Source organism: Bacillus sp. B28, assembly GCF_029536185.1.
In the GTDB taxonomy this organism is placed as follows: Bacteria; Bacillota; Bacilli; order Bacillales; family Bacillaceae; genus Bacillus; species Bacillus halotolerans.
Window position 1 is genome coordinate 2,562,809 of sequence record NZ_CP120511.1, and the last position, 12,432, is coordinate 2,575,240.

The window sequence follows — 12,432 nt, forward strand, 5'->3', positions numbered from 1 at the left end:
TTATATTTTACATAATGGCGCTCCTTTTTTCACGCCCATTTCTAAAAATGTAAAATAAATGTAAGAATTTTCAGCCATACAGCTTTGGCAAAAAAATAAGTAAACCAATAATACACGAAATCACGGCAAAAACGCAAACAGCCCCGGCAGCAGCGTCCTTAGCCGCCTTAGCAAGCGGGTGATGTTTATCTGTTACTAAATCAACCGTGTGTTCAATAGCTGTATTTAAAAGCTCCAGTGAAAGCATTCCGCCAATCAAAAGAAAAATAATAGCCCACTCTGTCAGGCTGAGATTAACGAGAAAACCGCAAATGATAACGGCGCAGGCAGCCGCGGCATGAAATTGAAAATTCCGCTCCGTCCGCGCCGTTCTCCATATGCCCCGCCCTGCGTGCACGAAGCTCATTAGGAATCGCATCAGCTCATTTCTATGATCTCTTGAGTCCATAGGCGTCCAGCAAATCCTTTTGCTTAGTAAACATCTCCTCTTCTTCCTCTTTCGTCATATGGTCATATCCTAAAAGATGCAGGAATCCATGTACCGCTAGAAAGCCAAGCTCTCTCTTGAAAGAATGGTTATATTCTTCAGCCTGCTCTCTTGTACGATCTGCACTGATGATAATATCACCTAAAACCGGCGGCATTTCAGCACCGACAATTTCAACTTCGTCTTCTCCCTCTTCTTCAAGAGCAAAAGAGATGACGTCTGTCGGCGTATCCTTTCCCCGATACTCTTTATTGATCTGCTGAATGTCTTCATTGGTAACGATCGTGACAGAAACCTCAGCCTGATCCTGAACTCCTTCGCGCTCAGCGGCAAATTGAAGCAGATTTTCTACTTCTTTAAGCATCTCTTCAGAGACACTTCCGGTTTCATCTACGATATCAATCAATAAACTCATCTATTTCACCTTCTTAGTAGCCTCCGGATATTCAATCCGGGAGTGGAAAATTCCTTTTAATGTTGCACAAAGCGTTTTTGCGATTGTATCAAGCTCTTTAAATGTCAAATCGCATTCACTAAACTGTCCGTCCTGAAGCTTATCGGATATAATGCCCCGGACGAGCTTTTCAATTCGTTCAGGATTTGGATTATGCATCGATCTGACAGCCGCTTCGACACTGTCTGCCACTGATATAATCGCGGCTTCTTTTGACTGCGGCTTCGGCCCCGGATAACGGAATTCTTCCTCTGTAATCTGATCGCCTTTTTCCTTCGCTTTATAATAAAAGAATTTCAAAAGAGAGGTCCCGTGGTGCTGCTCAGCAATATCCACAAGCTCCTTTGGAAATTTATAGCTTCTCAGCATATTCGCCCCGTCAGTGGTATGCGAAATAATGATATTTTTACTGAGCTGCGGAGAAAGCTTATCATGCGGATTGTCAATATTCATTTGATTTTCAATAAAATACTGCGGACGCTTTGTTTTTCCGAGGTCGTGATAATACGCACCGACTCTTGCAAGCAAACCATTTGCCCCTACCGCCTCGCAGGCGGCCTCTGACAAATTGGCGACCATGACGCTGTGGTGATATGTACCTGGTGTTTCTGTCAGTATTTTTCGAAGCAGCGGATGGTTAGGGTTAGACAGCTCGATCAGCCTCATTGTGGACAAAATGCCGAAACCTGTCTCAAAAAACGGCATAAGTCCGATAATTAATACGGAGGAAGCAAAACCCGACACAACCCCCATCAGCATTAGCGTCCCGATTTCCAAGCCTGACAGCGCGGTGTTTTGGATCAATAATAGAGATAGAACCACAATCATATTGATAAACGCCACAAAAAGCCCGGTCTGCAAAATTTTTGATCTGCCATTGTGTTTTCCTAAAAACAAAACACCGGAAATACCGCTGATCAAATAATAAATACCAATGACATAATTAAATGTTCCTGTCACACCTTGATTAAACATCATACTTCCGCAAATCGCAAGAATGATACTTCCTAAAATAGCGATTCGTTCATTCATCAGCAGCTTGATTAAGATTGCACCGGCCGCAATGGGGACAAGATAGCCAATATTGTTATACTCCATCTTTTGAAATAAACTGACAACCTCCATAATAACAAGCAAAAGCGTTGTAATAATGGAGAATAATAGGATCGACTTGTTTTTGAATTTCAGATTTTGATTCTGTTTTTCGAAATAGTAAACGAGCGTAGCGATGAAAAGCCCGATCATAATCAATAGGCCGCTAATCGGCTTGAACAAATTGGAGTTATTTAATAATCCGGTCAGCTCAAGTTTTCTGTACACCTCGCGATCAATGAGGTCATTTTCTTCCACGAGCACCTGCCCCTGTTTGATCTGAACCTGCTGAACATTGTCTGACGCTTCCTGGCGTTTTGCCTCTGTTGCTTTTGGATCGAAGACGTAATTCGGAATAATGGCGTAACGCCCGATTTCCGTGGCGGCGCCCAAATATTTAGACGGGATAGAATTACTCTTCAGTTCTTTTTGCACTTTATCTTTTGCTTCAGATAATTTATCCGACGGGATTTCACTGCTCATCACTGAGTTTACTGCTGTTATGACAGTATCTCTGACAAATGAAAAATCTTCATGGTCCGCCTTCAGCAAAGTCTTGATGGCATCCTCTGATATAGAATCATTCACATCTGACGTCAGCTTATTTTTCACCGACTTAATCATTGTTTTTTCTGATGGTGAACTGCTGTCTTCTTCTGCTGATTTTTTCACTTCACTGATACTGTCGAATATCGATGACACAAGATCAATTCGATTGTCTGTATAATCTTTCTTTAAGGTATACTGATCTTCGACCGCATCTTCAGCAGCTTGCTTTTTTTCCTCTGTCGCTTTTTGATCTTCCACAGTTGCCGGAGCATAAATGGTCTTGTCGCTGACTGAAAACAGGTCTAAATCAAGCGTTTCCGGCTTCACATGTACAAAAAGCAATGCGAACATAATCGCAGCCAGCAGAAGATACAGCAGTACATGCATGGAGCGGGCATTTTTAAAGCCGCGCCACTTTTTTGAGCCGCTTTTGGTCTTCCCCTTCTTTTTCAACACAAGAACCTCCTCTAGAAAATCAAGCTCATAAGCAAAAATGACCCGATAACGCGCGATCGGGTCATTCAGGATTAATTTTGCTTATCGTATGCTTCAATAATTTTCGCAACCAGCGGATGTCTGACCACGTCTGTCTGGTCCAGTTCAATCACAGAAATGCCGTCGATTTCTTTCAGCATCTCTCTCGCTACTGCAAGTCCCGATTTGACGCCTTTCGGCAGATCAATTTGGCTAACGTCACCTGTAATGATCATTTTAGAGCCAAAACCCAGTCTCGTCAAAAACATTTTCATTTGGGCAGGCGTAGTGTTCTGTGCTTCATCAAGTATAACATAGGCATCATCAAGCGTCCGGCCTCTCATATAAGCGAGCGGAGCGATTTCAATGACTCCTCTTTCCAGCAGCCGTTCTGTATGATCTGTTCCAAGCACATCATGAAGAGCGTCATACAGCGGGCGCAAATAAGGATCTACTTTCTCTTTGAGGTCACCTGGTAAAAAACCGAGGCTTTCACCGGCTTCTACCGCAGGTCTTGTTAAAATGATTTTTTTAATATGTCCGTTTTTCAATGCGTGGACTGCTTTTACGACAGCAAGGTACGTTTTTCCGGTTCCCGCCGGGCCGATGCCAAATACAAGATCATCTCGTTTCATGGCGGCCACGTATTCCCGCTGTCCCATGGTTTTCACACGGATCGGTTTGCCTTTTGCGTTTTTTGTAATTTCTTCTTCGTACATGCTTTCAAAATATTCAAGTTCATTCTTTTTTGCCATCTTGATGGCGGAAATCACATCACGTTCAGAGATCTCTATCCCCTTGCGAATTAATGCGAGAAGTGATCCCAGCAGCCTTTCGGCAATCTGAAACGATTCTTCATCGCCTGAAATATAAATCGTTTCGCCTCGCGTAATGATATTTACATCCAGATCTTTCTCCATCAGTGTCAAAAAAGAATCTTGATTCCCGAACAGTGAAAGCGCCTCGTCCGGGCTTTTCAGTTTTTGATTCATCGCAAGTAAATGTTCTGTCATTCTTCAGTCTCCCTGACAATAGGTGTGGTTTGAACGATATCTTCTATAACTTGGTAGAGAATAATCAACTTTACTTTACCATTCTCGACTGTCTGGTGCAAAACTTTTTCACTTTTCACCTCGCCGTCCTCGCCTATTTTACTCTCTACATCCCGTTTACCCATTTTGATTCCTTCTTGAACTGCTTCTTCTTTCGTATATTTTCGCAAAGCCTCTTCACTTTCTCTCGTTTGCTCTTTGATATAAGAAACAGGGAGCTCCAAACCGAGAAAATGAAGCGAATGCTTCTCTTGTTCTGTTTTTGGATGTTTTAATTCTTCTTTTTTAAGCGTTATCCCCCAGATTGGGAAAGCCCATGAGCCAAAAGAAAGCTTGTGCTTTGTCCTTACTTTGCCCGTATAGACGTTAAATAATGTTTCAAGGGGTACCGTTACTTCAGATCTGTACCAGGTCTCGCCGTAAATTTCAGCTTTAGAGGCGACTTCCTGCTGCTCATCTTCGCTTCCGATTAAGCCGGAGACAAGCATTTGCCCCTTTTCCACATGATCATGGATTGCGGCCATGGGCTGTCCTTTCTGGACAAACATTCTTGTAATGGTTGCTTTCTTTTTGGCGACAATGTGGCGCGGACTGACATACTTTTCTTTTTCAGGCTCATTTTTCTCTACAACTTTCATGTGGATGGTCGTGCCTTTCAAATCGACTCCGACCCAAGTGATATTGTCTATTCCGTTTGTTAACGATTTTTGTATTTTTTCGGGAGACTGCATTAAAAATTGCAATCGCCCTTTCTTGACGCCGATTTCCTTCAAATGCTGCATCATTTGGTGCTCCGTTTCAGGCTTTGCACCAGTCACTTCAATTTTCCATACCATATTGGAGAGCAAAAACAATAGGATAAAAAAAAGCGCAAAACCAATGGTAAAACCTAAATTCAGTTTGGATTTCAGCAATAAGAACGGGAACCCTTTTCGATTGATAAAACGGGCTTTACAGTCAAATTCTCTTCTGACACGCCGAAAGGCATGTACATCCTGAAGCTGTATATATAACAAGACGGCTTCTTTCTTTTTTTTCAGATGAAAGATCGGAATCCCTCTTCTTGTGCATTCATTAAGGAGCCGTTCAATGCCTCGTCCCGTCACTTCAAGCTGGACCTTACCACCAAAAAAAGACAGCCATTTATTTTTCACAACATTTCCCCCTCGGCTTTATGACTCAACATATCGAACGACATCAATCGTACCCTCCAAAAGTATTTCTTCCGGAAGAATCGCTTTGATCACAAAGTTTTTTCCTGATATGATGCACTGGCCCTGCTTCAGCATCAGCCTCACTTCATTCTCACTGAACAGCAGAAGGCCTCTGTGGTTTTCTATGTAGATATGAAGTCTGCCGACCATTGTGATCCGCGGCAGATCCATCATAACGTCCGGGGGAATTTCCAATGCTCTTGTCAGCCAAGCTTTTAAACGATTCTTTCTTTGCCCCATACAAAAAGAACCCCCTTTCATCTCATATGTATGATTTGAAAGAGGGTTCTAACACTTAATTTTTGCGGGTTGCACGCATTGTGTGATGAGGTTTTTTTGCCCTTGGCGGACCGAATACCTCGCCTAAGACAATGCCTTGCACAACAGTGTCTTTATTGACCTGAAGCAGTTTTTGCTTGGTATACACAGCTTTATGTTTAGCGGCAGTAAGATCCCGCTCAAGCCCTTTCAGGTTTCTTTCCGTTTCCTTCCGTCTGTCTTCAGCTTCTTGTCTCATCTGTTCCAAGCGGTTTGGAATAGGAGCTGGCGTTTCTTCAGCTGATTGTTTATTTTGAACAGAAGCAGGTTTCATTGTCTGCGGCTTTTTTCTTTTTTGATTTTGATTGTTTTTTTCTTCTTCTTTTTTCACTTTGCCGAAAATCGTGGAAATAATTCCGATAATCGCTGCAATAACAAGCGGATTCGTCAGTATATCTTCCATCACTATTCTCCCTTCTGCATAGAGAGATTATGATTTGCGGTCTTCATCCGATTGGTCTTTCGTTAATTTACCGAATGAATCACGCATATCTGTGTCTGCATCAATGTTTTTAATATTCATGTAGTCCATGACGCCGATATTTCCTTCGCGCAGGGCTTCGGCCATCGCAAGCGGCACTTCCGCTTCGGCTTCAACCACTTTAGCTCGCATTTCTTCTACACGTGCGCGCATTTCCTGTTCTTGAGCAACAGCCATTGCACGGCGTTCTTCGGCTTTGGCCTGCGCAATATTTTTGTCGGCCTCTGCCTGATCCGTCTGCAAGATCGCCCCGATGTTTTTACCAATGTCAACATCAGCAATATCAATCGAAAGAATTTCAAAGGCGGTTCCTGAATCCAGGCCTTTACCGAGAACCGTTTGAGAAATCATATCAGGGTTCTCCAGCACTTTTTTGTGATTTTCGGATGAACCTATTGTAGAGACGATCCCTTCGCCTACACGGGCTACAATCGTTTCCTCACCCGCACCCCCGACGAGGCGGTCGATATTGGCTCTTACTGTAATTCTCGCTTTCGCCTTCACTTCAATACCGTCCATGGCAACACCTGCAATAAACGGTGTTTCAATGACCTTCGGATTAACGCTCATTTGCACGGCTTCCAATACATCACGGCCGGCAAGGTCGATGGCTGCACAGCGTTCAAATGTAAGCTCAATATTAGCACGCTGAGCTGCGATAAGTGCGTTAACGACTCTATCTACATTCCCTCCGGCAAGATAGTGGCTTTCAAGCTGGTTTGTTCCAACGTCGAGTCCCGCTTTATGCGCTTTAATCAGCGGATTAACCACCCGGCTCGGTATGACGCGGCGTAGCCTCATCCCTATTAGAGTGAAAATGCTGATTTTAACTCCGGCTGCTAAAGCTGAAATCCAGAGCATAACAGGTACAAATGTAAAAAATACAGCTAAGACAATGATCCCTACTACGACAATAGCCAGTATCATTAATGTTGATGTGTCCATGCTACTTCTCCTCGTTTCTGTTTAGATTTCTCTCACGACAATGCGCGAGCCTTCCACTTTGATTACTTTTACTTTTTTATCTTTCTCTGTAAATAATCCTTCAGATACCACATCAAGACGTTCGTCATCGATAATGACGGTTCCCGCAGGACGCAGCGGCGTAAAGGTCACGCCCTCCTTGCCGATTAAGTCCGTTCGCGTTTGGTTTGATACATAACCGCTCTCTGTATTTGTCGAATCATTTAATATAAATTTCTTAAAGAATTTCATACGCTTTCCCAACACCCTTGTCAGTAAAATGAAAGCTGTAATGGAAACAGCTGAGGCGATCAAGAGAGAAACCGCCATGACTGTGAAGCTTCCCGCGGCCAAAAATAAGCTCGCAACAATTGCTCCCAAGCCAAGTAAACCAATGATTCCTCCGGGGAGGAATATCTCCATCAGGATCAGAATCACCCCTGCTATAAAGAGGAGAACCGTTTCATATCCGGCAAGACCCGTTGCAAGATGTCCGTAAAAAAACAGGATCAATGCGATAAATCCTGCTGTTCCAGGCAGACCGACACCAGGAGAAAAAAGCTCAACAGTAAGACCTAAAAAGGCAATTGTCAATAAAATAGGAACAACAATCGGACTGGTCAGCCACCTTGCTGCCTTTTCTGCAAAGCTTTCCTCAGCATAGCTGATATGTGCATCTTCGTATCCAAGCTTCTTCACAAGCGCGGAAAGATTGTTAACAGTTCCTTCTGAATAGCCTACGTCAACAGCTTTTTCCGCATTCAGCGTAAGCAGATCTCCCTTCGGCGCGCCCGCTTCTCTTGCATCTACATCAGGGTCTGCCATGGCACGCGCATATTTTGGATCACGGTTGTTTTTTGCTGCAGCATCTTCCAGCTCCGCAAGCCAGAATGATTCAGCTTTTTTGTCAGCAGCATTGCCTTTACCGTCTATGATCGCCGCGGCTCCCATCTTTCCTCCGGGCGCCATATAAATGGCGTCAGCCTGTAACGCGATATATGCACCAGCAGACAATGCCCGTTTGTTTACATAAGCAGTTATCGGGATATCCGTTTCGTTGATCGTGTCCGCTATATCAATAGCTGATTTTACCAGTCCTCCCGGTGTGTTAATATCAAGAATAATATGGTTTGCATGCTGAGCCTCTGCATCTTGTAGCGAACGCGACAAAAACGAGGCGAGACCCTGTTCGACATTTTTTTCAACGGGAATGACGTAGACGGTTTGTTTTTCTGCTTTTGTGTGCAGCTGAACTCCTAATAATGATAGTAGAAATATGCTCAAAAGAGCCGCTCGGAATCCTTTTGTTTGAAGCAAGGGCGATGTATCCCTCCTTCCTCGTATATTAAGTGCCTTCTCTTCATACGTAACAAATGTATCAAAGGTTTCATTTTTTTATGTATAAAAAAAGACATCTCTCTTAGAAAGATGTCCTTTTCTTCGCCATTTAAGACAGTTGACTGCTCACAAGCTTATTAATTAAACTTCCGTCAGCTTTACCTTTTACTTTAGGCATAATTGCCCCCATCACTTTGCCCATGTCCGCTTTTGAGCTCGCACCGACCTCCGCAATGGTTTCATTTACGATTGTACGCAGCTCTTCTTCTGATAGCTGCTGTGGTAAATAAACTTCTAAAATGTCCAGCTCTTTTTGAACTTTATCTACTAAATCTAAACGATTAGCGTTTGAAAATTCCTGGAGGGAGTCTTTACGTTGCTTAAGTTCACGAGAAAGGACAGTGAGTTCCTCATCCTCGGTCAAACTGTCTTTCTTAAGCTTAATTGCTTCGTTTTGAAGTGAAGCCTTAACCATTCGAACGACAGTCAGTTTGTCTTTCTCACGGCTTTTCATATATAGCTTCATATCTTGGTTAAGTCGCTCAAGAAGACTCATAAATCCACCCTCTTTTAGAATTTGCGTTTTCTAGCAGCTTCAGACTTTTTCTTGCGCTTTACGCTAGGTTTTTCATAAAATTCGCGCTTTCTTGCTTCTTGCAAAGTACCTGTCTTTGATACACTGCGTTTGAAGCGACGAAGAGCATCTTCAAGCGATTCGTTTTTTCTAACGACCGTTTTTGACATTCTCTTTCCCTCCCTCCGAATACACCAATCGACTACCTTTAAGTTACACATATAAACATGTACTTTGACATTATAATATAAGCCTTCAGTCAGGTCAACTAAGTGAGTTCACTTTTCCGTCATGAGCGGGACTGCCTGTCTATATAATGATAGAAAGGGGTTGGTGAATAAAATGTTGCTTCTGATTAGTTTTACTGCTCTTATATTATTCTTTCTCGCAGGAATGAACATGCTTCGGAAAGGTTTAATTTCGCTGACGTATTCAAAAATTGAAGAGCAGCTGCTGATTTTTACGGATCATCCATTAAAAGCATTCCTCATCAGTATTGTTTTTACAGGATTTCTCCAAAGCAGCTCCGCCTTTATGGTAATTGTCATCGGATTTGTAAGTGCGGGGGCCCTATCTTTCAAACGGACAATACCGATGATCCTTGGAACAAATGTCGGATCGACCTTTACAACCGAATTTCTTGCAATCAAAATGGATGTGTTGATTTGGATTCTATTGATTGGCGGTTTGCTGTTTTTTCTGACGGGCAGGTATCCGTTCAAACAGCTGGGAACAAGCTTCCTCGGACTCGGAATTATCTTTTTTTGCATCAGCGGCTTCAGCCGTCTTGCAGAACCGCTTACTCAGCTGAAAACAGGTGCAGGGATTCTTCATCATGTAAACGACTCAAACTGGTCTGCTTTGCTTATCGGCATGGTGTTAACTGCAATCATTCACTCAAGTTCTGTCTGCATCGGCATTTTAATGAGCTTTATGAATGAAGGCGTTATTGGACTGACACAGGCAATGAGCGTTGTGCTTGGGTCAAACATCGGGACATGCATTACAGCTGTCATGGCTGCTGTATCCGGCGGATATGCGGCAAAACAGACAGCGTGCGCCCATGTCTTGTTTAACATAATCGGCGTAGCAATTGTATTCCCGTTTTTGGCGGCAGCGACCGGCTTTGTTGAACAGCTCTCGGCAGACCCTGCCCAAAGAATCGCTCATTTCAGTCTGCTATTTAATGTCGTATCAGCTCTTTTGTTTTTACCGCTTACCAACTTGTTCTACAGCTTTATTAACCTGCTTATCCCAGCTAAAAACTGAACATAAAAACCGGCACATTCAGATGCACCGGTTTTTTAGATTAAGAAGACATACGCATTTGTTCTGTTATGTCATCCTCAACAATACGGACAAACTGTCCTTCATTGTATGGATAGCCTGCTTTTAGTATTTTTACTTTCACGATTTTGCCGATCATGTCTTCCGTACCTTTGAAAACAACTTTCATATAGTTGTCTGTGTAACCGACATACATGTTTTCTTCATCTGATTCTTTAAATGCTTCCTCAGGGATAATTTCAAGGACTTCATTTTCATAATCAGAGGCATATTCCTTCGCAAGCTGGTCAGAAAGTGCAATCAGGCGGTGTACACGTTCGTTTTTGACGTTTTCATCCACTTGGTCTTCCATCCGCGCAGCTGGCGTTCCCGTACGTTTGCTGTAAGGAAAAACATGCAGTTCAGAGAATCTGTTTTCTTTAATAAAGTTATAGGTTTCCATAAATTCTTCTTCTGTTTCGCCAGGAAAGCCTACAATGACATCGGAGGTTACGGCTAAGCCCGAAAGTGCTTTTTTCAGCTTATTTAAACGGTCAGCGAAAAATTCCATAGTGTATTTGCGTCTCATCCGTTTAAGCACTGTGTTTGATCCGGATTGAATCGGAATGTGCAAATGGCGCACAATCTTATCTGAACGGTCTAAAACTTCAATCACTTCGTCTGTGATCTGGCTTGCCTCGATGGACGAAATTCTAATTCGTTTCACGCCTTGAACACGGGCGTCAAGTTCTCTCAAAAGCTTGGCAAAGTTGTAATCTTTCATATCTTCACCGTAGCCGCCTGTATGAATACCAGTAAGTACGATTTCTTTATAACCCGCATCAACAAGCTGCTGTGCTTGTTTAATAACTTCCTCCGGGTCACGTGAACGGAGAAGTCCGCGCGCCCACGGAATGATACAGAACGTGCAGAAGTTATTGCAGCCTTCCTGTATTTTTAATGACGCTCTTGTCCGGTCTGTAAAAGCCGGTACATCAAGCTCTTCATATACTCTAGCTTTCATAATGTTGCTGACGCCATTGATCGGCTGACGCTCTTCACGATATTGATCGATGTAGCCGAGCATTTTTTCACGATCCTGAGTTCCGACTACAATGTCAACACCCGGGATTGCCATAATCTCAGCTGGCGAGGTTTGCGCATAACAGCCTGTGACGCAGATGACGCCGTCAGGATTTTGACGAATGGCGCGTCTGATCACTTGGCGGCTTTTTTTATCTCCCGTATTTGTTACCGTACATGTATTAATGACATATACGTCAGCTGTTTGTTCAAAGTCTCTTCTTTCATAGCCCGCATCTTTGAAAAGCTGCCAGATTGCTTCTGTTTCATAATGATTGACTTTGCAGCCAAGCGTATGGAACGCAACAGTTGCCATTATTGATCACCTCTTAATAACTCTGTATGATAAGAAATTGCGCTCAGCGCGTATAGCGGAGCGGTTTCTGTCCTTAAAATTCTCGGTCCGAGGCCGCACGGAACAGCGTTTTTCGCCGTGAGCCGCTCAACCTCCGCTTCTGTTAAACCGCCTTCGGGACCGAATACGATCAAAAGGGATGATCCTTTCGGAAGGCTGCTTACAACTGCGCTGAACGAGCTTGTTTCTCCTTGCTTCGATGACTCTTCGTATGCAACGACACATTTATCGACATTCTGCACCTTTTCAAGAAGCTGCTGAAAGGAATGGATATCCAGCACTTGCGGCACTTTGTTTCGGTACGATTGCTCCGCCGCTTCCTTCGCAATTTTCGTCCATCTTTCCCGCTTCTTCTTAGCTTTTTTGTCATCCAGCTTGACAACAGAGCGTGCGGCTTGCAGAGGAATAAAAGCATGAGCTCCCAGCTCAGTCCCCTTTTGGATAATCCATTCAAGTTTATCCCCTTTCGGGAGGCCGCTTGCAATATAAACCTTTATCGGAAGCTCTCTGTTTTCATTCGTCCATTCTATCATAAGACAGGACACTTTTTCTTTGGAAACAGATTGAAGTTCACATTTTGCTTCGAAGCCGTCCTGAGAGCAGCAGATAATCTCGTCTCCCTCGTTCATTCTCATGACATTTACAATATGATGAACATCTTCTCCGGTAATTGAAATAGCCGGCGCTTCCTCCATTTGCTGCTTCGTGAGCTCGATAAAATATCGTTGCATA

Annotated in this window: 14 protein-coding genes; 1 reads left to right on the forward strand and 13 read right to left on the reverse strand. The window is 43.4% G+C overall.

What is annotated here, in order from left to right; all coding sequences use genetic code 11:
• Positions 1 to 70 precede the first annotated feature (70 nt).
• The 11 genes from P3L57_RS12685 to rpsU all read right to left on the reverse strand — a co-directional run bounded on the left by P3L57_RS12685 (position 71) and on the right by rpsU (position 9,166).
• A complete protein-coding gene (locus tag P3L57_RS12685; protein ID WP_059335436.1) occupies positions 71 to 448 on the reverse strand; it encodes a diacylglycerol kinase family protein in 378 nt (125 codons plus the stop codon).
• Complete coding sequence (gene ybeY / locus P3L57_RS12690; RefSeq protein WP_010334982.1) at positions 429 to 902, reverse strand: rRNA maturation RNase YbeY; 474 nt, start codon at positions 900 to 902, stop codon at positions 429 to 431. The genes P3L57_RS12685 and ybeY overlap by 20 nt, the downstream gene beginning before the upstream one ends.
• The gene (gene pgpH / locus P3L57_RS12695) at positions 903 to 3,038 is read right to left on the reverse strand and encodes a cyclic-di-AMP phosphodiesterase PgpH (RefSeq protein ID WP_081638339.1); all 2,136 of its coding nucleotides are present in this window, start codon (positions 3,036 to 3,038) and stop codon (positions 903 to 905) included.
• Between the two features lie 71 nt (positions 3,039 to 3,109).
• Positions 3,110 to 4,069, reverse strand: a complete 960-nt coding sequence (locus P3L57_RS12700; protein WP_059293577.1) for a PhoH family protein — start codon at positions 4,067 to 4,069, stop codon at positions 3,110 to 3,112.
• A complete protein-coding gene (gene yqfD / locus P3L57_RS12705) occupies positions 4,066 to 5,262 on the reverse strand; it encodes a sporulation protein YqfD (RefSeq protein WP_024122092.1) in 1,197 nt (398 codons plus the stop codon). The genes P3L57_RS12700 and yqfD overlap by 4 nt, the downstream gene beginning before the upstream one ends.
• An 18-nt stretch (positions 5,263 to 5,280) precedes the next feature.
• Entirely contained in the window at positions 5,281 to 5,562 is a 282-nt protein-coding gene (yqfC, locus tag P3L57_RS12710) for a sporulation protein YqfC (RefSeq protein WP_024122093.1), read from the reverse strand.
• Positions 5,563 to 5,617: 55 nt separating this feature from the next.
• Positions 5,618 to 6,043 (reverse strand): hypothetical protein, encoded by a 426-nt coding sequence (locus P3L57_RS12715; RefSeq protein WP_069487178.1) that lies wholly within the window; start codon positions 6,041 to 6,043, stop codon positions 5,618 to 5,620.
• A 27-nt stretch (positions 6,044 to 6,070) separates the two neighbouring features.
• Entirely contained in the window at positions 6,071 to 7,066 is a 996-nt protein-coding gene (gene floA, locus P3L57_RS12720; protein WP_069487177.1) for a flotillin-like protein FloA, read from the reverse strand.
• Between the two features lie 21 nt (positions 7,067 to 7,087).
• Positions 7,088 to 8,401, reverse strand: coding sequence for an NfeD family protein (locus P3L57_RS12725; RefSeq protein ID WP_059293575.1), 1,314 nt, complete (start codon positions 8,399 to 8,401; stop codon positions 7,088 to 7,090).
• 130 nt (positions 8,402 to 8,531) lie between these two features.
• Positions 8,532 to 8,978: a GatB/YqeY domain-containing protein gene (locus P3L57_RS12730; protein ID WP_010334989.1), complete on the reverse strand. Its 447-nt coding sequence runs from the start codon at positions 8,976 to 8,978 to the stop codon at positions 8,532 to 8,534.
• 14 nt (positions 8,979 to 8,992) lie between these two features.
• Positions 8,993 to 9,166 carry a 30S ribosomal protein S21 gene (gene rpsU / locus P3L57_RS12735; RefSeq protein ID WP_003152957.1) on the reverse strand — a complete coding sequence of 58 codons (174 nt, stop codon included), beginning with the start codon at positions 9,164 to 9,166 and terminating at the stop codon, positions 8,993 to 8,995.
• 172 nt (positions 9,167 to 9,338) lie between these two features.
• On the opposite strand from rpsU, the gene P3L57_RS12740 reads away from it, so the two are divergent.
• A complete protein-coding gene (locus tag P3L57_RS12740; protein ID WP_059293574.1) occupies positions 9,339 to 10,265 on the forward strand; it encodes a Na/Pi symporter in 927 nt (308 codons plus the stop codon).
• A gap of 40 nt (positions 10,266 to 10,305) precedes the next feature.
• Here the strand turns inward: P3L57_RS12740 and mtaB are convergent, their stop codons facing one another.
• Both mtaB and P3L57_RS12750 read right to left on the reverse strand, forming a co-directional pair.
• Positions 10,306 to 11,661, reverse strand: a complete 1,356-nt coding sequence (mtaB, locus tag P3L57_RS12745) for a tRNA (N(6)-L-threonylcarbamoyladenosine(37)-C(2))-methylthiotransferase MtaB (protein WP_277617433.1) — start codon at positions 11,659 to 11,661, stop codon at positions 10,306 to 10,308.
• Positions 11,661 to 12,431, reverse strand: coding sequence for a 16S rRNA (uracil(1498)-N(3))-methyltransferase (locus tag P3L57_RS12750; protein ID WP_069487176.1), 771 nt, complete (start codon positions 12,429 to 12,431; stop codon positions 11,661 to 11,663). The genes mtaB and P3L57_RS12750 overlap by 1 nt, the downstream gene beginning before the upstream one ends.
• Between the last annotated feature and the right edge of the window lies 1 nt (position 12,432).

Bases quoted from the DNA above. Each gene is read 5' to 3' on its own strand.
- P3L57_RS12685 (WP_059335436.1), bottom strand. From the start codon at position 448: ATGGACTCAAGAGATCATAGAAATGAGCTGATGCGATTCCTAATGAGC.
- ybeY (WP_010334982.1), bottom strand. From the start codon at position 902: ATGAGTTTATTGATTGATATCGTAGATGAAACCGGAAGTGTCTCTGAA.
- P3L57_RS12700 (WP_059293577.1), bottom strand. From the start codon at position 4,069: ATGACAGAACATTTACTTGCGATGAATCAAAAACTGAAAAGCCCGGAC.
- yqfC (WP_024122093.1), bottom strand. From the start codon at position 5,562: ATGGGGCAAAGAAAGAATCGTTTAAAAGCTTGGCTGACAAGAGCATTG.
- P3L57_RS12715 (WP_069487178.1), bottom strand. From the start codon at position 6,043: ATGGAAGATATACTGACGAATCCGCTTGTTATTGCAGCGATTATCGGA.
- floA (WP_069487177.1), bottom strand. From the start codon at position 7,066: ATGGACACATCAACATTAATGATACTGGCTATTGTCGTAGTAGGGATC.
- P3L57_RS12730 (WP_010334989.1), bottom strand. From the start codon at position 8,978: ATGAGTCTTCTTGAGCGACTTAACCAAGATATGAAGCTATATATGAAA.
- rpsU (WP_003152957.1), bottom strand. From the start codon at position 9,166: ATGTCAAAAACGGTCGTTAGAAAAAACGAATCGCTTGAAGATGCTCTT.
- P3L57_RS12740 (WP_059293574.1), top strand. From the start codon at position 9,339: ATGTTGCTTCTGATTAGTTTTACTGCTCTTATATTATTCTTTCTCGCA.
- mtaB (WP_277617433.1), bottom strand. From the start codon at position 11,661: ATGGCAACTGTTGCGTTCCATACGCTTGGCTGCAAAGTCAATCATTAT.
- P3L57_RS12750 (WP_069487176.1), bottom strand. From the start codon at position 12,431: ATGCAACGATATTTTATCGAGCTCACGAAGCAGCAAATGGAGGAAGCG.